The sequence below is a fragment of the Streptomyces sp. NPDC051940 genome (assembly GCF_040680895.1).
GTDB lineage: Bacteria > Actinomycetota > Actinomycetes > Streptomycetales > Streptomycetaceae > Streptomyces.
Map to the genome: position 1 here is coordinate 1 of NZ_JBFAXR010000011.1, position 19,717 is coordinate 19,717.

Here is a 19,717-nt window from a genome sequence, read left to right on the forward strand (position 1 = left end):
CCCCGGATTCCGGGGCGGCCCTCAGCCGTCGTGTGGGGCGGGGCCGCCGGGTGGCGGTCCTGCCTGCTCGCGCTGCTTGCGCTGCTTGCGCTGCTTGCGCTGCCCGCGCTGTTCGCGCTGCTTTCGCGCACGCCAAGGGGCGGGCACCCACCGCATGTGCCCGCCCCTTGCTCGCCGTACTGCGATCAGCTGGTCAGCCGCCGAAGAGGCCCGCGGCCCGCTTGTCGGTGGACGCGTAGTTGGAGCCCGCGGTGTCGACCGCGGCGGAGATCTGCTGCAGCGCCGACTGGACCTGCGCGGCGTTCTGGTCCCAGACCGCCTGGACGGCGTCGTAGGACTGCTTCGCCTCGCCCTCCCAGCTCGCCGCCACGGTGCGGACGGCCGCCTTGATCTCCTCGAGGTCGGACATGAGCTCCTGCGACTGACGGCGGATCTCGTTCGACGCCTGCGAGAGGCTCGCATATGTGACGACGAGCTCGCCCGGCACGTTGGACATGGTTCCTCCTGGTCAGTTGAAGTCTGTGGGGCGGATCAGAGCGCGTTGAGACCGGAACCGGCGGCGGCACCGCCGGCGGCCCCAGCGCCCATGCCCACGTCCACGCCCGTGAGGGTCGAGCTGACCTCGTCCTCGTTGTTGGCGCCGAGCACGCGGGTCTGGTGGATGGCCTCCTGGTACTGGGCGAGGATCCGGTTCAGCGTGTTCATCGCCTGGTTGATCTCGAGCTGCTTCTGGTTGAAGGCCCCGGCGCCGATACCCTTCCACTGGCCTTCGAGCGAGTCGATGACCGACTGGAGGGTCTGGACCTTCTTGTTCAGTCGCTGGGACTTCTCGTTGAGGTCCTGCTCGAGCCGAAGGATTCCTTCATCGCTTAGCCGCTGGTCGGCCATGGTTTCCCCTCTTGGTTGGTTGTCGAGCCCGCGGTTGCGGCCCAACGTGTTCGATGGTCTTCTCGCGGGGGTCAGCCGCTCACGTGGTCCGTCTGCGGGTCATGGCGTACACCCCGCCGCCGACGGCACCCAGGGCGAGGACGGCGACGCCGAGGATCGTCCACAGCGCTCCGTTGCCGTCGTCGTCGGACGCCTCGGCGCCCGCGGCCTCGGTGGCGGTCGCCTTCTCGTCGTCGGCGGCGGGCTCGTCGGCCTGCTCGCTGGGCGCGGCGCTCTGGTCGCTCGCGGGCGCGAGCGGGTTCTGGCCGGGGGCACCGGGGTCGCCCTGGCCTTCGAGCAGGTTCAGCCGGGGGCGGACGGCGCCCCAGCCGATGTACTCGCTGCGGACCTTCTTGTCGTCGGAGCGGCCCGCCGTGTCGATGAGCACGCGCAGGACCTGGTTCGCCGTCCAGTCCGGGTGCTCGGCCCAGACCAGGGCGGCGGAGGCGGAAGCGAGGGCGGTGGCACCACTGGTGCCCTGCTCGGAGCAGTAGCGGCTGAGGGACTTGTCGCAGTAGTACGGGGTCTCTGTGCCGGGCGCCGCGAGGTCGACCGACTTCCCGTAGCCCGAGAACTTCGCGTGCTCGCCGGTCTTGTCGACCGCGCCGACGCCGACGACCTCGGTGAGACCGGCCGGGTAGGCGGTCTTGTTCGCGCCGTCGCCGTCGTTGCCGGTACCGGCGAAGACCAGCTTGCCCTTGCTCACGGCGTACTTGACGGCATCCTCGGTGAAACCGTCGTACACCGTGCCGGCCACGGACATGTTGATGATCTGGGCGTCGGAGTCCGCGGCGGCGCGGATCGCCTTCGCCATCACCTGGGGATCCACCCATTCCTCGGCGGCTTCCCCGAGTTCGACCCGGACCGGCAGGATCTTCGCGCCGGGGGCCAGACCCTGGATCTTGCCGTTCTTGCCCGAACCGGCGATCAGTTCGGCCATCGTCGTGCCGTGGCCGTCGTAGTCCGTACGGGCGTCGCCCGCCAGCTTGGTGATGTCCTTGCCGGCCACGACCCGGCCCTGCAGCGCGGGCGTGTCTCCCACGCCGGTGTCGATGACGGCGACCGTGACGCCCTCGCCCGTGCTGGCCTCCCACATCTTGTCGGCCTGCATGGCGTCGAGGTACCACTGCTGCGATCGGGCGTCCTGAGCCGAGGCGACGGGTGCCAGCCCTATGAACGAGGCGCCCCAGACACCCGCGGCGGCGACCGCGGCGGCTGTCTGCCACCGCCGCGTACGCAGCCCAGTGCGCCTCATCCCCATACGTGCTGCCGTCATCGCTCGGTTTTCCGCCCTCTACTCGACTACTCCGGGGCCGTTCTCGCCCTGCCCCGCCGTCCAGGTCTCTTCGTCCTCGACCAGATAGTCCGGCCGCTCCGACTCGTTCGTCTCCGGCTCGTGGTCCTCCGGCCCGCGCCCGGCAAGCCCGGCCCCGCCGCGGGTGAAGCCGCGCTGGCCGCGGCCTACCAGGCCCCGTCCCTCGGCTGCACCGCCACGGGCCGCGCCCGAACGCGCCCCACCACGCCCACTGGAGACGCCTTCCCCACCGACAACGGTTCCACGAGGCACACGCGAACCTCCGGCACCAGGCCTGGCCCCGCCGATGGTCCCGCGACCCACGCCACTGGCCGCCCGGCCGCCGCCCGGACCACCGGACTGGCCCACGACCCCGGGACGCCCGGGAACGCCACCGCGCCCCTGCGGCAGCCCACGGCCGCCGGCCTGCGCGGTCGGTCCGACCGGACCGGGCCGGCCCACGGCGCCGGGGCGGCCGCCCGTCGGGGCGGTCGGTCCCATGCCCGGTCGGCCGCCGGGCCCCAGCGGGGAGGTGCCGGAGCGGCCCACCGTCGGCGTACGGCCGTAAGGCCCGGCGCCACTACGGGAGGTGGGACCGTAACCCGACTGCGGGCCGGTGCGCGGACCGGACCCGGGGGGCATTCCCCCGCGCGGGCCCGCGCTGGGCGCCGGCATGTATCCCGGAGGCCCACCGGTAGGAGCCGTCGGAGCAGGACCAGGACCCACCGGCCCCGGGGACACCGGGGCGGGTCCGGTCGGCGCCGGACCGGTGGGCGCGGTCGGGACGATGACGCTGTCCAGATCCGTGCCGACCGGCCGGGTGGGAGACGGGTTGGTCGGGTCGTGGCCCGGGATGAGCCCCGGGTCGGTGTCCCTGCCCGTCGGCCCCGTGGGAGAGGTCGTCACGCCGTCGTCGCTTCCCTGCCTGTCGGCGGGCGCGATGCTGGTGCGGTCGGTGGACGTGGAGTTGGAATCGCTGCTGCTGTCCCGGCCGTCACCGATCTTGTCGTAGTTCGGCTGCGGAACCGCCGCATCGATCGGCTGGAAGACCGGCGGCTCCATCGCGCCCAGCGTCGACGACGTCACCTGGTAGTACGACGCCAGCTTGTTCATCTGGACGATCGCCTCCTGCCGGCGCGCGTTCTTCTCCGCGCGGTCGGCGGCGACGACCTCCTGGTACGCCTCGGGGTCCGACTTCTTGTCGGCGGTGGACCAGGACGTCGACTGGGCCGTGTAGTTGTCCGGCATGGCGGACTTGACCTCGGTGAGGCCCTCGCCCGCCGTCTTGATCTGCGTGCCGGCCGCCGCGGCGTACTCGCCCAGGGAGAGCGTCTTGTTGGCGAAGTCGTCGCTCCAGACGCGGAAGGACTCGCCCGCCGCGCCGTCCCACTCGACATTGCCGATGTTGGACTTCAGCTCGTTGCCCGCGGTCTCGAACGCCTTGCCCGCGTTGAAGAGCTCGTCGCCGGCGGAGGTGAGCCTCGACGGGTCACCGCCCTGGGTGAAGGCGACCAGTTCCTCGAGCGAGTAGTTCTCGAAGTTGGTGCTGCCCAGCGAACCGTCGCCCGTGAAGAGCTTGTCGATCACCTGGAGGATGTCGATCAGCTGGCCCTGCGCCCCGCTGGGAGCCTGTTCGGGCAGCGGGACGTGCGGATCGTCGGGCATGGCCTTGTTGTCGGTGTTCTCTGCCATCGTGTGAAGTCCTCCCCCTAGAACGTGGCCTTGTCGTGGCCGTCCGCCGGGGGCTTGCCCGCGTCATGGGACTTCGCCTGCTCCTGGCGTTCGTAGACCTCGGTGTTGACCGAGTGGAAGCGCCGGCGCTCGTCCTCGTCCAGGTTCTGGTAGCCGTGCTCCGCGCCGCGCAGGGCGATGCCGAGGGCGTCGAGCAGCCGGTCCGCGACGTCCGCCATCTGCGTCAGGCGCAGCTGGACCGCGGTGTACTGGGCCGAGAGCGCCTCGGCCTCGGCGAACTTGGGACCCGAGTGCAGGGCGTGTGACTCGACCCGCTGGTCCGCAACGACCTGGGGCGCCGCCTTGGAGTCCCGGAGAGTGCTCAGGATGCCCTGGACTCGATTCCGGAAGGTCTCCATGGTCTCGTAGCTGACCCTGAGGTTCCTCGCGGACATCCCCTCAATTGGCGCAAGCAAGGCTGCTCCTTCCCCGTTGCATCTCGTGGAGCCTGCTCGAACGCTACCGCACGTAAAACTCTAGTCACCGACCACGACAGTTCCAACCGTAAAGCCTATGGGTGACTTGTCAGGGTTGTGTCACGGTCGGTGGCCAACTCCGTCTCGGTAGCACCCCAGTTGCGACAGCGATCTTACGTGGCGCCACCGACACACGCGATGAGTACGGGTACTCATGGGGCGATCGTGACCGACTCCACACCGGCCGGGGCGCCGCCCTCACGACGCCGGGCCGCGCCGGCGCGCCCGGTCCCGGTACACCCGCGCCGTGCCCGCCGTCAGGGCCACCAGGACGCCGGCGGCCACCAGCGCGTAGGTGCCCAGCCGTTCGTTGCGCTGCTGCTCCGTCTCCCCCACCGGCAGGGCCGCCGGCACCGGGTACTCGGAGCGGGACAGCTCGAACCGGTCCGGGGCGGGCGCTTCGATCGGGGTGACGTCCTCCGTGAGGGCGCGGACCGGGTCGACGACGCCCCAGCCGACCAGGCGGTCCTTGCCGCGGATGGTGCGCTCCGCCGTCTGCTGGAGCTGCGCGACTATCTGCCGGGCCGTCCAGTCGTCGTGCTTCGCGCGCAGCAGGGCCGCGACCCCGGCGACGTACGGGGCGGAGAAGGAGGTGCCGTTGTCGCTGCAGTGGCCGCCCTTGGGCACGGTCGAGACCATGTCGACGCCCGGGGCGGCGATGCCGACGAAGTCGCCGGACTGGGAGAAGGCGGCGCGCTCGTTGTTGCGGTCGGAGGCCGCGACGGCGAGGACCCCGGCGTACGACGCGGGGTAGGTCTTCTTGACGTTGCCGCCCAGGCCGTCGTTGCCGGCCGAGGCGACCACCACGACGTCGCTGTCCAGGGCGTGGTTCACGGCCGCCTGCAGGGTCGAGCCGGGCAGCATGGCCTTCGCCGTGTCCTGGGAGATGTTGATGACGTCGGCCTTCGCGGTGTCCACCGCGTAGGTGATGGCCTGGGCGAGGGTGTCGGAGGTGCCGGTGCCGTTCTCGTCGTTCTGGATGATCGGGATGATCGTCGCGCCGGGGGCCAGGCCGACGAACCCCGTGTTGTCGGCGGGGCGGGCGGCGATGATCCCGGCGATCTTCGTGCCGTGGCCGACGTAGTCCGTGAGCCCCTTCTCGGAGCCGCGCGGCGTGCTCTGGGCGAGCCCGTCCTTCTTGGGCTTCTTCGGGATGAAGTTGGCGCCGAGGGTGCGGTCGACGGCGTCGCGCAGCTGCGGGTGGGTGGCGTCGACGCCGGTGTCGATGACGGCGACCCGGACGCCCTGGCCCTTGGTGCCCGCCGCCTTCCACATGTCCTCGAGGTTGACCCGCTGCAGCGACCAGGGGCGGCCCTTGTAGGGCTCGGCGGGGAACGTGCACTCGCCGGACTGTGCGGCCGCCTCGGGCACGGCGGGGCCGGCCACGGGCAGCACGGCGACGGCGGCCGCGGCGAGCGCGGCGGGCAGACGGACGGAGCGGGGCATCAGCGCTGCGCCTCCCTCACTGGTTCTGCGGCTGGCAGGCGTCGGCCGTCGACAGGCGCGGCCCGGTGGGCAGGAAGTCCGACCACTCCTCGGGGACGGGCGCGGCCTCGACCCCCTCGTAGTTCAGCCGTTTCTGCGCGGAGTTCTGTTCGCCGGCCGTCTCGCCCTTCTTACGGGCGGCGTCCGCCGTACCGAGGCCGCAGGCGTCCTCCTGGCCGTCCTCGTTGGACTGCAGGGCGTAGCGCAGGCCCTTGTCGGTGACGAGGAAGAAGCTGCCCGTGTCGGTGGAGGTGCCGGAGGACTGGCGGTAGAGCTGGCCGGTGCCGGGCGTGACGTACACGGAGGCGGAGCCGATGGCGAGCTGGGCGGGGAAGCGGGTGCCGGCCCAGGTGAAGAGGACGGCCCTGTTGCCGCCCGCGACGTCGCTGAGGACGTTGCAGATGGAGTTGCGGCTGCCGGGCTGGGTGGACGCCTCGTTGACCGGGTTCGCCTCGGCGGTGGGCCACTTCAGCGTGCCGCCGAAGGGCTCGTCGGACGGGGCGATGGCGCCCGTGCTGACCTGGACCGGCTTGCCGTCCTGGCCGAGGCTCTGGGCGGCGGCGGGGTTGTTCAGCAGCAGGTCCGCCATGAAGTCCGAGACGGGCGCGATGCGGTCGCGCAGGACGACGAAGAAGTCCTCGTCCGCACCGGAGTTCGCGGAGAGCACCATGCCGACGCGGCGGCGGTCCGCCTCCAGTCCGTCGGCGTCGACGTCCGCGGGCTGGGAGAGGCCCTCCACGTCGGGGAAGTAGATCTCGTCGCCGGGGTGCAGGGTCTTCAGCCACTCGTACGACACGCGCTGCGGCTTGGTTCCGGCGCCGACGATGGGCCTCAGGAGGGACTCCAGGGTCTCGCCCGCCCCCCGGAAGGGGTACTTGGTGCCCGTCGCGTCCACCAGATAGCGCTGGTCGTCCGGCCCCTGGACGTACAGGACGTCGCCGCCGGCCAGCTTCTCCTTGCCGCCGAGGCGGCCGGCCTCCCGGTCGTCGAGGACGAACGCGGCCTTCTGGACGGCGCGGCCGCTGTCCGTGGGGCGCTGGCAGACCGCCCAGCGCTTCTTCCGGCCGACCTCGTCCGCGCTGGGGAGGCGGTCGGGGGCGTTCTGGATGCCGAGCGTCGCGCCGCGCGGGAGATCGGACTTGTCGAGGATGTCCTCGTCGACGTCGACGATGTCCGCGCCCGGGGCGAGCAGGAGGCGGGCGGAGGCGAGGTTGAGGACCTCGTGCAACTGGGGCTTGCCGTTGGTCTTCAGGACGACGTAGAAGCTGCTGGAGCCGCCGGCGCGGATGATGTTCTGCTCCGCCGCGTCCCAGTCGCCGGGGGCCTTCGGCTTGAAGATGCCGATCGCGCCGAACACGGCCAGCACCACGACCGCCACGATCATGCCCGGCACGACGCCGCGGAGGGGCTTGGGCGCGCCCTCCTCGGTGCCCGTCGGGTTGGGCTGGAGAAACTGCCCCACCAGTCGCCGCTTCGCGAAGGTGTACGCGTTGAGTTCATCCCGCCGCGATGCCATGCAGCTCTCCCCGCATCCTCTGGCTGCCGCCCCTGTCACCGGTACGGCGGCTGTCGCCGGACCGGCCCCCTACTATGCCGCGTGTCGATCTCGCCCGGGCGGCCGGGTGGGTGTTCGTCCGTTACGTCCCCGGCAGTTCGGCCGGTATCGCGGCTGACGGTAACAGGGTCGGCTCGGCGGTGGGCAGCCGTCGGGGTGCGCGGGGCGCGGGAGCAGCGGGCGGGTGTCGGTGGGAGGGCCTACGATGCCGCGTATCGATCTCGTTCGGGGGCTTGGGTAGGGTAAGGGCGCTCCCGTGCGTGGCACGGGTGGAGCAGAGCGGAAGGGCAGGGGGTCATGGGGACCGCGACGACTGCGCGACAGTCCGACCGCGGCCGGGGGGCGGCTCCCCGGGGCGCGGGGACGGCGCCGGTTTCGCTGCGTACCGAGCCGCGCGCCTCACGGTTCGGACCGGTACAGCTCTCCCAGCTGGTCTTGCTCGAGCTGGGTGCGGCCGTGGTCGTGGGCGCGGCGGCGATCGACGAGAAGTACGTGGTGCCGGCCGCCGGAGTCGCGGTCGCGCTGGTGGTGTTCGCGCTGCTGCGCAGGCGGCAGCGGACCATACCGGACTGGTGGGCGACGATGTCCGCGTTCCGGGCCCGCCGCGACTTCGTGCCGCCGTTGCCGGAGCCCGGGGCCGATCCGGCGCTGACGCCGGCCGTGGAGGTCGTGCCGGGGCTCAAGTCGTACGCGTTCCTCGACCGTGACCGGCGTACCGTCGGCATGCTCGGCGACGGGACGTTCCTGACGGCGCTGGTGCGGGTGGAGGCCGGCGCGAGCGCGCTGCGGCCCGCGTTCGGCGCCCGCGCGCTGCCGCTGACGCTGCTCGAGGACGCGCTGGACGTCGACGGGATCGCCGTGGAGTCGGTGCAGGTCGTGCAGCACGTGCAGCCGGCGCCGGCGCCGCATCTGCCCGAGCAGGCCATCGCACGGCGCAGTTACGCCCCGCTGCAGGAGGCGACGCGCGCACCGGCGCTGCGACTGACCTGGGTGGCGGTGAAGTTCGACCCCGAGCTGTGCCGGGAGGCCGTCGAGGCCCGCGGCGGCGGGCTGGAGGGCGCGCAGAAGTGCCTGGTCCGCGCGGCGGACCACATCGCCAGCCGGATCACCGGCGCGGGCTTCCGCGCCACGGTGCTCGACGAGGCCGGGCTCATCTCCGCCCTGGCCACCTCCGCGTGCGCCAACCCGCTGGCCACGGCCCGGGCCGGGCAGCCGGACGCGCCGCTGACGAAGCGTACGAAGGAGAACCTGCGCAGCTGGCAGTGCGACGACCGCTGGCACACGACCTTCGCGATCACCTCGTGGCCGTCGATGGGACGCGGTTCGGTGCCGCTGCCGCGGCTGGTGTCCGCGCTGACCTCCGGGCCGGCGCTGGCGACCACGTTCAGCCTGACCGTACGGAAGGGCCCGCGGGCCGGATCGACGCGGGTGCACGGGCATCTGCGGGTGACCGGCCGCTCCGAGACGGAACTCGGCCAGGTGCGGCGCGGCGCCGAGCGGCTGGCCCGGGCGGCGAAGGTCGGCCTGGTACGGCTCGACCGCGAACAGCTGCCCGGCATCGTGGCGTCGCTGCCGCTGGGGGGTGCGCTCTGATGGCGCAGGACACACGGCTGGGCATGCGGATGCGGGGGCTGCGCGGCCCCCGCCGGGCGGGACACGTCGTGTCCTCGACCCAACTGGGCGGTCTCGCCCTGCCGATGGGCGACGACGGCATCGTGATCGGCACCGACGCCGAGAACCGTTCGCACATCGCGTCCTTCCACCATCCGTCCCCGTACGAGGTGCTGCTCATCGGCGGTCTGTGGACCGCCCAGACGATAGCGCTGCGCGCGGCCGGTACGGGGGCGCGCGTCGCGGTGGAGACCGGCCGCGCGGACATGTGGACGAACCTGGTCCGCTCCGCGGGCGCGGGGCTCGAGGTCATCACGCTGCACGAGGTGGGCCGCGTGCCGCCGCTCGGCGCGTCCGTCGGCAGCCCGGTGCTGGTGATCCGGGACTGCGGTGTGCGTCCGCCGCGCGGCCGGACCGCGTCGGTGCCCTGGCAGTCGGTGATGACGGTGGTCCCCTATCTCGGCCCGGCCGTGCCGCGGCTCGTCGAGGGCGCCACGCTCGTCGGCATCCAGCGGGTGTCGCCGGACGAGTCGGCGCAGCTCGGCCGGATGATGCAGCTGCCGCGGACCGACGTCGACGCGCTGTCCACCCTGGGTGACGGCGTCACCCTGTGGTGCACGCGCTCGGACCGGCACTACACGTTCACCCAGCCGACGGACGCCGAGTCCCAGCTGCTCGGCATGCCGCGCCGGCTCGACTGACCCCCGGCCGCCGTACGCCGCACCCCTGGACGCGTACGGGGGTGGGGCCGCCCTGCCGCGGGACCCGTTCCGACCCTTAGGGTGGGTGCGTACGCAAGCGACCGCGGAACCGTCCGGCTGGGGAACGAGCCGTACGGGCGCGGGCTGTCGCACAGCGTCGGCGGGTATTACGGGAGGCACAGTGAGCACCGATCGGGACCAGAACGGCGTGGGCCGGACCAGCCCCGACGAGGAATCGGAATTCGAGCGGACGGGCGAGTTCACCATCGACTACGCCCCTTCCGCCTGGTACACGCAGGGTCCCGCGGGCGCGCAGTCCACGGGCGGTTCCGGCGTACCACCGCTGCCTTCCGGTTTCACGGCCGCCCCACCGGTCCCGCTGCCGGCCACCGGTCCCGGGAACGGGACGCCGCCCGCCGGCACGCCGGCTCCGGACGCCTCCGCGTCCGGTGCGGTCCGGGTGCCGGGGGAGGATTCCGCTTCCGGCGCGGACGAGGCTGCGGTGACGGCTGAGGGTGAGGTGTCCGGGGAGGGCTCTTCCGGTGAGGTCCCGTTCGGGGAGTCCGCTCAAGGTCCGTCCGTAACGCCCGCGCAGGGTGTCTCGGTTGTCCCGGATGCTTCCGGCGACCCGGGCGTGGCGGGCGAGGACCCCGCCCAGGCCGCCTCCGTCGCGGGGGATGTCCCCGGCGAAGCGGACGAGTCCGCCGTCGACTGGCCTGTCACGCCCGCCCACCCCGAGCCCGTACCGGAGACCATGACCGCGCCCGAGCCGGAGGACGAGACCGCGGTGTGGCCCGCCCCGACGCCTGTGCCCGCTCCTGAACCCACCCCCGAATCCGGCCCCGAGCCGGAGGCCATCGCCGAACCCGCGGACCCCGCCTGGTCGACAGGTCCCGCCGAGTCCCCTGACGTCGCCGAGTCGCCCGGGCTCGTCGAGTCGGAGCGCCGCGTCGAGCCCCAGGATTCCGCCCAGCCGGTGCCGCCTCCCGCCCCGGAGTCGAGCCCGGAGCCCGAACCCGAGCCGGAGCCCGTGGATTCCACGCCCGAAGGCGCCCTGGACAGCCCGTCCACGGTGCGCTTCTCGCCCCGCTCCGTACGCCGTGAGATCGAGGAGCGGACCACCGCCCTGCCCCGCGTCCGGCCCGCGGCGCCCACCGCCGACGAGCCGCAGGACGCGATCCCCGGCGTTCCCGAGCCGCAGGACGCTCCGCCGCCCGCCGCGCACGCGCCCGAGCCGCAGGACACCCCGCCGTCGTCCGGTGCGTCCGAGCCGCAGGACGCTCCCCCGCCGGCGCAGCGTTCGCCGTACAGCGCCGACCAGTCCGCGGCCCCGTGGGCCTCGACGCCGCCGAGCGGAGTGCCGCCGCTGCCCCCGCAGTTCCAGCCGGCGGGCGACCAGCCGCAGCCCCAGCCCGGCGCCCCCGCCGCGGGCGCGCCCTGGCAGGCGCCGGGCACCCCGCCCGCCGTACCCGGGCAGCGCCCCGAGCAGCCGCGGCCCGCCGGCCACGAGCCGGTCCAGCCCCCGGGCTGGACGGTCGCCGGCCACCCCGGCACGCAGCAGCCGGCGCAGGCGCAGCAGCCCGCCGTACCGCCGCAGCAGCCCGGCGGCCACGGCCACTCGGCGCCCATGCCGCAGCCCCCGCACGGCGGTTACGGCTATCCGTCCGCCCCCCAGCAGCCCCCGCACGGCGGTTACGGCTATCCGTCCGCCCCCCAGCAGCAGCCCCCGCACGGCGGCTACGGCTACCCGGCGCCGCACCAGCAGCCGCACCCGCACCCCGCCCAGCCTCCGGCCGGCCAGGCACAGGCACCGGCGCACGCCCAGCACCCGCACCCGGCGCAGCCCCCCGCGGCCCCGCCCCCCGCGACCCAGCAGCCGGCGCAGGCCCCCGGTCAGCAGCCCGCCGACCCCCGCGCCTCCGCCGAGTGGCCCGCGGTCGCCCCGGAGCAGCGTCAGCAGCCGGTGCACAGCGCCCCGCTGGGCTACACCGCGGCCGTCGAACTCTCCTCCGACCAGCTGCTGCACGACAAGCACAAGCCGGCGAAGAAGCAGAAGGGCGGCGTGTCCCGCTTCAAGCTCGGCGGCAAGGCCGCGGAGGAGGAGCGCCAGCGCCGGTACGCCCTGATCCGCACCCCGGTGCTGTCCTGCTACCGGATCGCGGTGATCAGCCTCAAGGGCGGCGTCGGCAAGACGACGACCACCACCGCGCTGGGCGCGACCCTGTCCACCGAGCGCCAGGACAAGGTCATCGCCATCGACGCGAACCCCGACGCCGGCACGCTCGGCCGCCGGGTGCGGCGCGAGACGGGGGCGACGATCCGCGACTTCGTGACGGCGATCCCGTACCTCAACAGCTATATGGACATCCGCCGGTTCACCTCCCAGGCCCCGTCCGGCCTGGAGATCCTGGCGAACGACGTGGACCCGGCGATCTCGACCACGTTCAACGACGAGGACTACCGCCGCGTCATCGACGTGCTGGGCAAGCAGTACCCGATCATCCTCACCGACTCGGGCACCGGACTGCTCTACAGCGCCATGCGCGGCGTGCTGGACCTCGCGGACCAGCTGATCATCGTCTCCACCCCGTCCGTGGACGGCGCGAGCAGCGCCAGCACCACGCTGGACTGGCTGATGGCGCACGGCTACCAGGACCTGGTCGCCCGCAGCATCACGGTGATCTCGGGGGTTCGCGACACCTCCAAGATGATCAAGGTGGACGATATCGTCGGCCATTTCCAGCAGCGTTGCCGCGGGGTGCAGGTCGTCCCGTTCGACGACCATCTGGCGGCGGGCGCCGAGGTGGACCTGACGATGATGCGGCCCAGGACCCGCGAGGCGTACTTCAACCTGGCCGCGATGGTCGCGGAGGACTTCTCCCGCGCCCAGCGCGCCCAGGGCCTGTGGACGGGCGACAACGGCCAGCACCAGCCGCCGCACATGATGCCCCCGCTCCCGGGCCAGGCCCAGCCGCAGCAGCCTCCCGGACAGCCGGGTCAGCAGGGCGGCTACGGCTGGCCCCCGGTACCGCCGCAGAGCTGACGTACGACCGGAGGGCGGGACTCCTGCTGAGCCCCGCCCCCGGAACGCCTACGTCCGCAGATGGCAGGCCACCCCCGCCTCCCCCGCGCCCAGGACGGGCAGCGGTGTCCCCCGGCACGCGCCGGCGGCTCCGGCCGAGTCCGCCGCCCCGGAGCGCAGTTCCGGGCAGCGGGGGTGGAAGCGGCAGCCGCCGGGGACGGCCGTGGCGTCCGGGGGCTCGCCGGTGAGGACCTGCGGCGCGGCCGGGCTGCCCGGCAGGATCGACACCAGCGCCCGGGTGTAGGGGTGTTGCGGGTCGGTCAGTACGGCGTCCACCTCGCCGTACTCCACGATCCGCCCGAGGTACATCACCGCGATCCGGTCCGCGATGTTCCACGCCAGCCCCAGATCGTGGGTGACGACCAGGGCCGCCAGCCCCAGTTCGTCGCGCAGGCGCATCAGCAGGGCCAGGATCTCGCCGCGTACGGAGGCGTCCAGCGAGGCCACGGGCTCGTCGGCGACGATGACGGACGGGTCGAGGACGAGGGCGCCCGCGATGACGACGCGCTGGCGCTGGCCGCCGGAGAGTTCGTGCGGGTAGGCGAGGAAGAACTTCTCCGCGGGCCGCAGTCCGGCCCGTGACAGCGCGTCGGCGACCCGCTCGCGCTCGTCCGCGTGCAGCCCGTGGATACGCAGGCCCTCGGCGACGGCCTCGTACACCGTGTGCCGGGGGTTGAGCGCGCCGCTCGGGTCCTGCAGGACGAGCTGCGCCTCGCGCCGGTACGCCTTGAGGTCGCGGGGGCGGTAACCCAGCGGCCGGCCGCGGAAGTACACCGTGCCCTCGCTGGGGCGCTCCAGCCCCAGCAGCGTCCGGGCCAGGGTCGTCTTGCCGCACCCCGACTCCCCCGCCAGCGCGAGGATCTCGCCGGGCCGCAGCCGCAGGTTCACGCCGTCGACGGCGCGGGCGACGCGTCCGCCGGGCGCGTCGTAGCGCACGGCCAGGCCCTCGCACTCCAGGACCGGCTGCGCGTCGGCGTCCTCCACGGACGGCGCGGGCGCCCCGGTCAGAGCCGTCTTCCGCGTCATCGCGCCCCCCTCCATCGCAGTCATCGCGCCCCCTCCTCCGCGGCCACAGCCGTCTCGTCCGCCGCCCGCAGGCACGCGGCGCTCCATCCGTCCCGTACGGGCAGCAGCGCGACGTCCGTGACCGCGCACGCCTCCATCGCCACCGGGCAGCGCGGATGGAACGGGCATCCGCCGGGCAGCTCCGTCGGATCGGGTGGATCGCCGGCCAGTCCGCGGGGCCGCCGCCGCCCGGCCGGGTCGCCGACGGTGGGGAAGGCACCGGCCAGCCCCCGCGCGTACGGATGGCGGCCCGCGTCGAACACCTCGCGGGCGGGCCCGGATTCGACGATCCGCCCGGCGTACATCACGGCGAGGCGGTCGCAGGTGTCGGTGAGCACCGACAGATCGTGGCTGATCATGACGAGGGCGATGTGCCGCTCCGCCACCAGGGACTTCAGCAGCCGCAGCACCTGCGCCTGGATCATCACGTCGAGCGCGGTCGTCGCCTCGTCGGCGATGATCAGCTCCGGGGAACAGGCGAGGGCCATCGCGATCATCACGCGCTGCCGCTGCCCGCCGGACAGTTCGTGCGGATACGATCGCGCCCGCCAGGCGGGCAGGCCCACCGACTCCATCAGCTGTACGGCCCGTTCCTCCGCGGCGCGCCGCTCCGCGCCCTCGTGCAGCACGATGGGCTCGGCGATCTGCCGCACGATGCGCTGGACGGGGTTGAGGGAGTGCATCGCGCCCTGGAAGACGATGGCGGCCCCGGCCCAGCGCACGGCCCGCAGCCGCCCCCAGCCCATGGTCAGCACGTCCTCTCCGCCCAGCCCGATCCGCCCGGTGACCTCCGTCCCCGGTGGCAGCAGCCGCAGTACGGCGGCGGCCACGGTGGACTTCCCGCAGCCCGACTCGCCGGCCAGCCCGAGCGTCTCGCCGGGCCGCAGGGTGAGGGAGACCCCGCGTACGGCGGGGATGGCGCCGCGGCTGCCGCGATAGGTGATGTGCAGGTCCTCGATGTCGAGCACCGGTGTCATGGTGGCCCCCTTCCGGTCAGCGGCCGCCGCGCAGGCGCGGGTTGAGGACGGATTCCATGGCGCGTCCGACGAGCGTGAAGCAGAGCACCACGGTCACGATCGCCAGCCCCGGCGGCAGGACGTACCACCAGGCACCGAAGGTGACGGCGCCCTCGGCGCGGGCCCGCTCCAGGATGGTGCCCCAGGAGAAGGCTCGGGGATCGCCCAGCCCGATGAAGGCGAGGGACGCCTCGGAGAGGATCGCGCCGGACACCCGGAGCGTGGCGCTGGCCAGCACCAGCGGCATGAGGTTGGGCAGGACGTGCCGGGTCATCTGGTGCCAGTGGCCCGCCCCCAGCGCCCGGGCGCGCTCCAGATACGGCCGGGCCTCGATGGACAGGGTCTGGGCCCGTACCAGACGGGCGGTCGTCGCCCACGAGTTGAGGGCGATGGCGAGGACGATGACCCACCTGCTCGTGCCGAGCGCCACGACCAGGGCGATCGACAGGATGAAGGCGGGCAGCACGATGAACCAGTCCGTCACCCGCATCAGCAGCCACGACAGCCAGCCGCCGTAGTGCGCGGCGGCCATGCCCACGACCGTGCCGAAGGTCACCGCGAGCACGGCCGCGGTGAGGCCGATCTGCAGCGAGACCCGCGCGCCCCACACGATCATGGTGAGGATGGGCCGGCCCGTCCGGTCCGTACCCAGCCAGAACTCCCCGCTGGGCGACTCCATCCGCCCGCCCGGGGCCGTCGCGGCGCTGAGGTCGGCGCGGTCCGAGTAGAGCGGGGCGAGCAGGGTGGCCAGGGTGATCGCCAGCAGGACGGTCAGGCCCGCCACCCCGCCGCGGTTCCGGGCGAAGGAGCGGCAGAAGGCGAGCAGCGCGGCCTTGCGCCGGGCGCGGACGATTCTCCGCGGCGACGTCAGCCGGTCCTCCCTGCCGACCGCGGCCGAGGGCGGGGACTCGGTGCTCACGCGGACCTCCGCACTCTCGGGTCGAGGAACCGGTAGAGGATGTCGGCGAGGAAGTTCGCCACGACGGTCGTCCCGGCGAAGAAGACGAACAGCAGCTGCAGCAGCGGGATGTCGGGGATCCGGATGGCCTGGTAGAAGAGCAGCCCGAGGCCCGGCCAGCTGAAGACGGTCTCCGTCAGCACGGAGCCGTTGAAGACCACACCGAACTCCACCGCGACGAGCGTGACGGTCGGCAGCAGCGCGTTCGGCAGGGCGTGGCGGCGCCGTACGTGGTCGTCGCGCAGGCCCTTGGCGCGGGCCACGGTCAGATAGTCGCTGCCGCGCTCCTCCAGGATCGAGGTGCGCATGATCAGTACGTACTGGGCGTACAGGACGGCCGCGTAGGTGAGGGCCGGCAGGACGAGATGGTGGGCCACGTCGAGGAAGTGCGGCCAGAACCCGTCGGCGACCCCGCGGGCCGAGGTCATGCCGTTCGCCGGGAACCAGCCCAGCTTCACGGAGAACACCACGATGGCGATCATGCCGAGCCAGAAGGTGGGCGTGGACCACAGGGTGAGGGACACGGCCACCTGCAGCCGCTCGCCCGGGCTGCCGTGCCGCCAGCCCGAGCGGGCACCGGCCCAGATCCCGACCGATGCCGAGATCACCAGGGCGGTGCCGGTGAGCAGCACCGTCTCCGGCAGCCGGTCCAGCATCAGGTCGGTGACCTTGTCGTTGGAGACGTACGAGGTGCCCCAGTCCATGGTGAACAGGGACCGCACGTACTCCCAGAACTGCACGGCCATCGGCTCGTCCAGGCCGAGCCGCTCGCGGATCGCGGCGACCTGTTCGGGGGTGGCCGGAGTGTCGCCGACGACCGCGTCCACGGGGTCGCCGGCCAGCACGCGGAAGAGGAAGAACGAGGTGAGGACCACCAGCACGAGCGACACCAGCGCGCCGGAGAGCTTCACGCCGACGTAGCGCCAGAACTCGCCGCGGTGGGCCCAGCCACAGCGTCGCCCCGAGGCACGCCGCCGACGCGCCGCACAGCAGCAGCGGGACCGCGCGGACGCCCGACCACTCGATCGCCCTGCCGAGCACCGGGCCCGCCGCCACGCCGCCCGCCATCGACGCCGCGATCACCAGCGCGCCCGCGCGGCGGGCCCCCGGGGCGAGCCGGTGCAGCCACGGCAGCCCCGTGGGGAAGACCGGGGCGATGAACAGCCCCACCCCGGCGTACGCGTACGGCGCCGCCGACGGCACCGTCGCCAGCAGCAGACACGCCGTCATCCCCGCGCACGACACGGTGATGACGGCGGGCGCCGAGTGGCGCAGCGCCAGCGGGGCCGCCAGGAAGCGGCCGACCGTCATCGCCAGCCAGTACGCCGAGGTGGCGGTCGCCGCGGCGCCCGCGCCGTAGCCGACGGTCTCCAGATGCGTGGGCTCCCAGCCGCCGACGCCCGCCTCGACGCCCACATGCAGCACGTACAGGGCGACGAACACCGCGAGGATGCCCCCGATGCTCCGGCCCCGGACGTCGGGCGGCGCCGCCTCCGGCGACGGCGACCGGTCGGCCACCCCGCGCAGGCACAGCAGCAGCGGCAGGGTGACGGCCGCGAAGCCCAGGAAGACCCAGGCGTACCGGTCCGCCCCCACCGCGCCGATCAGCGCCGGGCCGAGGATCGCGCCGATGCCGAAGTGCGCGTTGAGGATGTTCAGCATGGCGGCCGAGCGGCGGCCGAAGCCCACCGCGAACAGCTGGTTGAGCCCGTAGTCGATGCCGCCGAAGCCGAGCCCCGCCACCAGGGCCGCGACCAGCGCCGCGGCCCAGCCCGGCGCCGCCGCGAAGCCCGCCGTCCCCACCGCCATGAGCAGGTACGACACGCCGAGGAGCTGCCGATTGCCGAGCCGTCCGTGGAGCCGGTCGAAGAGCAGTACGCCCGCGACGCCGCCCACGAAGTGGGCGCTGAGCCCGAGACCCGCGGCGGACGGCGAGAGCCCGAACTCCTCCCGGACGGCCGGGATCACCGGTCCGTAGAACGCCTGCAGCGCCCCGATCAGGACGAATCCGGCGCACGAGGCGACCACGGCCGCCGGGCTGAACAGCGCCGACGCCGGCGCGGACGTACGGGTGGAGGCGCTCACGGGTGTCCCTCTCCAAAGCAGACGCAGGGCACGCGTCGACGCCGCCCCGCCCCCTGGCAGGGCGGCGTCGACCGGCGGGTGTCAGCGGTGCCGGAACCGGTCCATGGCCGGCAGTGCCCTGTCGTCGTAGCCGAACAGGGCCTGGTTCTCCCAGGCGTTGCCCGACGCCGGGTCGGCCGGGTCCCAGCCGCTGCCGGCGACGGCCGTCCAGGCGGGCTCCCAGTACACGACGCCGAGGCCCCGGCCGCCCGGGACGGCCTCGACGACGTTCATGACGTCGCGCAGCCACGCCGACTGGCCGGCCGGTGTGGCCGGATAGCTGGCGACCAGCTCGTCCCGGCGGTCGATGATGTTCTCCAGGGGATCGTCGCTGTCCAGCCGGAAGGCGTACGCCGTCTCGGCGACCAGCACGTCCCTGCCGTAACGGGCGGCGACGTCGTCCATGTTGGCCTGCAGGTCGGACAGCACGCCGTGCCAGTAGCCGTAGAAGGACAGCGCGATGACGTCGAACGGCACGTCGTACGCGACGGCCTGGTCGAACCACCACCGCGTGCCGCCGTTGTCCCCGCCCTCGGCGAGGTGCAGCGCGACGCGGGTACTCGCGGACACCTCCTTCGCGGCGTCGGAGCCCGCGGTCAGCAGCCCCGCCAGCTGGGGCCAGTGCTCCCAGGAGCCGTCCGGCCAGAGCAGGCCGCCGTTGATCTCGTTGCCGATCTGCACCATGTCGGCCGTCGTGCCCTGCGCCTTGAGCGCGCTGAGCACGTCGTACGTGTGGTCGTGGACGGCGGTGCGCAGCTGCTCGTAGCCGTACGAGGCCCAGGCGGCGGGTTTGTTCTGCTTGCCCGGGTCGGCCCAGGCGTCGGAGTAGTGGAAGTCGACCAGCAGCTTCATGCCCTGGGCCTTGATGCGCCTGGCCATCGCCAGGACGTGCGCCTTGTCGTTGTAGCCGTCGGCGGGATCCATCCACACCTTCAGCCGGGCGTAGTCGGCGCCGGCGCCGCGCAGGATGTCCAGGGCGTCCCCGGGCGAGCCGTCGGCGCGGCGGTAAAGGGCGCCGTGGTCCTCGTTCTTGGGGAGGGAGGAGACGTCCACGCCCCTGACCGTGAGGCCCGTCGAGCCGGGGGTGAGGGTGACGTCGTCGACGTTGATCCACTCCTTGGCGTGCGCGTCGGAGGCCAGGCTGACCGTGCACGCGCCGCCCCGGACGTCGACGGAGGCGACGAGGCGGATCCACTGCCCGTTGAACGTGGGCTGCAGGTCGGTGCCCTGGGTGGGGCTGCCGCAGTCGCGCAGCGAGAGCGTGGCCGCGTTCTGCCCGCCGCTGGAGCGGATCCAGGCGGTGAGGGTGTACGGGCCGTCCGCCAGCCCGGTGAGCCGCTGCCGGGTCTCGACCCGGTACGGCGAGCGCGCCCAGTGCGTGAGCCGGAAGCCGCCGGTGTGCCCGCCGGCCTCGGTGTAGTCGGCGGAGGCGTCGCCGGCCGTGGACCAGCCGGCCGGTGCGGCGGTGCCGGTGCCGCCGGCCTCGAAACCGCCGTTGGCGAGGGTGGCCGCCGCTCCGGCCCGCGGTGCGGGGAGGGCGGCCGTGAGCAGGAGCGCGGCGAGGCCGGATATCGCGGCCGGGCGCAGGCCCCTGCGGGTCATGGTCGTGCGTGTGGTGCGGTTCATCATCGTCGATGTCCCTTCGACCATCTCGCGGTGGGTGGCGGCGGCCCCGGTCCTGCCTGTGCGCGG

Annotated in this window: 15 protein-coding genes and 1 pseudogene; 3 read left to right on the forward strand and 13 right to left on the reverse strand. The window is 73.4% G+C overall.

Going from position 1 to position 19,717, the window contains the following annotated elements; translation table 11 throughout:
* Positions 1-193: 193 nt before the first annotated feature.
* From AB0M28_RS07180 to eccB, 7 genes are all read right to left on the reverse strand, one after another.
* A complete protein-coding gene (locus tag AB0M28_RS07180; RefSeq protein ID WP_365399103.1) occupies positions 194-496 on the reverse strand; it encodes a WXG100 family type VII secretion target in 303 nt (100 codons plus the stop codon).
* Positions 497-531: 35 nt separating this feature from the next.
* Positions 532-888 carry a WXG100 family type VII secretion target gene (locus AB0M28_RS07185; protein ID WP_365399105.1) on the reverse strand — a complete coding sequence of 119 codons (357 nt, stop codon included), beginning with the start codon at positions 886-888 and terminating at the stop codon, positions 532-534.
* A gap of 79 nt (positions 889-967) precedes the next feature.
* On the reverse strand, positions 968-2,182 hold the full coding sequence (locus AB0M28_RS07190) for a S8 family serine peptidase (protein WP_365399108.1): 1,215 nt from the start codon (positions 2,180-2,182) through the stop codon (positions 968-970).
* A gap of 39 nt (positions 2,183-2,221) precedes the next feature.
* Entirely contained in the window at positions 2,222-3,913 is a 1,692-nt protein-coding gene (locus AB0M28_RS07195; protein WP_365399111.1) for a hypothetical protein, read from the reverse strand.
* Between the two features lie 17 nt (positions 3,914-3,930).
* Positions 3,931-4,347, reverse strand: coding sequence for a hypothetical protein (locus tag AB0M28_RS07200; RefSeq protein ID WP_365399115.1), 417 nt, complete (start codon positions 4,345-4,347; stop codon positions 3,931-3,933).
* A 279-nt stretch (positions 4,348-4,626) separates the two neighbouring features.
* The gene (mycP, locus tag AB0M28_RS07205) at positions 4,627-5,874 is read right to left on the reverse strand and encodes a type VII secretion-associated serine protease mycosin (RefSeq protein WP_365399118.1); all 1,248 of its coding nucleotides are present in this window, start codon (positions 5,872-5,874) and stop codon (positions 4,627-4,629) included.
* Positions 5,875-5,890: 16 nt separating this feature from the next.
* Positions 5,891-7,429, reverse strand: coding sequence for a type VII secretion protein EccB (gene eccB, locus AB0M28_RS07210; RefSeq protein WP_365399121.1), 1,539 nt, complete (start codon positions 7,427-7,429; stop codon positions 5,891-5,893).
* Positions 7,430-7,765: 336 nt separating this feature from the next.
* Between eccB and eccE the strand changes: the two genes are divergently transcribed.
* The 3 genes from eccE (at position 7,766) to AB0M28_RS07225 (ending at position 12,823) form a co-directional block, all read left to right on the forward strand.
* On the forward strand, positions 7,766-9,061 hold the full coding sequence (gene eccE / locus AB0M28_RS07215; RefSeq protein WP_365399123.1) for a type VII secretion protein EccE: 1,296 nt from the start codon (positions 7,766-7,768) through the stop codon (positions 9,059-9,061).
* Positions 9,061-9,780 (forward strand): hypothetical protein, encoded by a 720-nt coding sequence (locus tag AB0M28_RS07220; protein ID WP_365399126.1) that lies wholly within the window; start codon positions 9,061-9,063, stop codon positions 9,778-9,780. The genes eccE and AB0M28_RS07220 overlap by 1 nt, the downstream gene beginning before the upstream one ends.
* A gap of 181 nt (positions 9,781-9,961) precedes the next feature.
* On the forward strand, positions 9,962-12,823 hold the full coding sequence (locus tag AB0M28_RS07225; RefSeq protein ID WP_365399129.1) for an SCO5717 family growth-regulating ATPase: 2,862 nt from the start codon (positions 9,962-9,964) through the stop codon (positions 12,821-12,823).
* 48 nt (positions 12,824-12,871) lie between these two features.
* Here AB0M28_RS07225 and AB0M28_RS07230 read toward each other — a convergent pair whose 3' ends face one another.
* From AB0M28_RS07230 to AB0M28_RS07255, 6 genes and pseudogenes are all read right to left on the reverse strand, one after another.
* Positions 12,872-13,912, reverse strand: coding sequence for an ABC transporter ATP-binding protein (locus tag AB0M28_RS07230; protein ID WP_365399132.1), 1,041 nt, complete (start codon positions 13,910-13,912; stop codon positions 12,872-12,874).
* The gene (locus AB0M28_RS07235) at positions 13,909-14,904 is read right to left on the reverse strand and encodes an ABC transporter ATP-binding protein (RefSeq protein ID WP_365399135.1); all 996 of its coding nucleotides are present in this window, start codon (positions 14,902-14,904) and stop codon (positions 13,909-13,911) included. Before AB0M28_RS07235 ends, AB0M28_RS07230 begins: the two co-directional genes overlap by 4 nt.
* A gap of 16 nt (positions 14,905-14,920) precedes the next feature.
* Positions 14,921-15,862, reverse strand: a complete 942-nt coding sequence (locus AB0M28_RS07240; RefSeq protein WP_365399368.1) for an ABC transporter permease — start codon at positions 15,860-15,862, stop codon at positions 14,921-14,923.
* On the reverse strand, positions 15,859-16,812 hold the full coding sequence (locus tag AB0M28_RS07245; RefSeq protein ID WP_365399137.1) for an ABC transporter permease: 954 nt from the start codon (positions 16,810-16,812) through the stop codon (positions 15,859-15,861). Before AB0M28_RS07245 ends, AB0M28_RS07240 begins: the two co-directional genes overlap by 4 nt.
* Positions 16,813-16,846: 34 nt before the next feature.
* A pseudogene (locus AB0M28_RS07250) lies at positions 16,847-17,947 on the reverse strand (MFS transporter); the annotation flags it as partial.
* Positions 17,948-18,067: 120 nt separating this feature from the next.
* Positions 18,068-19,627 carry a glycosyl hydrolase 53 family protein gene (locus AB0M28_RS07255; protein WP_365399140.1) on the reverse strand — a complete coding sequence of 520 codons (1,560 nt, stop codon included), beginning with the start codon at positions 19,625-19,627 and terminating at the stop codon, positions 18,068-18,070.
* Positions 19,628-19,717 lie beyond the last annotated feature (90 nt).

Coding starts and splice junctions, on each gene's coding strand:
- AB0M28_RS07255 (WP_365399140.1), bottom strand. CDS start 19,627: ATGACCCGCAGGGGCCTGCGCCCGGCCGCGATATCCGGCCTCGCCGCG.
- AB0M28_RS07200 (WP_365399115.1), bottom strand. CDS start 4,347: ATGTCCGCGAGGAACCTCAGGGTCAGCTACGAGACCATGGAGACCTTC.
- eccB (WP_365399121.1), bottom strand. CDS start 7,429: ATGGCATCGCGGCGGGATGAACTCAACGCGTACACCTTCGCGAAGCGG.
- AB0M28_RS07220 (WP_365399126.1), top strand. CDS start 9,061: ATGGCGCAGGACACACGGCTGGGCATGCGGATGCGGGGGCTGCGCGGC.
- mycP (WP_365399118.1), bottom strand. CDS start 5,874: ATGCCCCGCTCCGTCCGTCTGCCCGCCGCGCTCGCCGCGGCCGCCGTC.
- AB0M28_RS07235 (WP_365399135.1), bottom strand. CDS start 14,904: ATGACACCGGTGCTCGACATCGAGGACCTGCACATCACCTATCGCGGC.
- AB0M28_RS07230 (WP_365399132.1), bottom strand. CDS start 13,912: ATGACTGCGATGGAGGGGGGCGCGATGACGCGGAAGACGGCTCTGACC.
- AB0M28_RS07190 (WP_365399108.1), bottom strand. CDS start 2,182: ATGAGGCGCACTGGGCTGCGTACGCGGCGGTGGCAGACAGCCGCCGCG.
- eccE (WP_365399123.1), top strand. CDS start 7,766: ATGGGGACCGCGACGACTGCGCGACAGTCCGACCGCGGCCGGGGGGCG.
- AB0M28_RS07185 (WP_365399105.1), bottom strand. CDS start 888: ATGGCCGACCAGCGGCTAAGCGATGAAGGAATCCTTCGGCTCGAGCAG.
- AB0M28_RS07180 (WP_365399103.1), bottom strand. CDS start 496: ATGTCCAACGTGCCGGGCGAGCTCGTCGTCACATATGCGAGCCTCTCG.
- AB0M28_RS07195 (WP_365399111.1), bottom strand. CDS start 3,913: ATGGCAGAGAACACCGACAACAAGGCCATGCCCGACGATCCGCACGTC.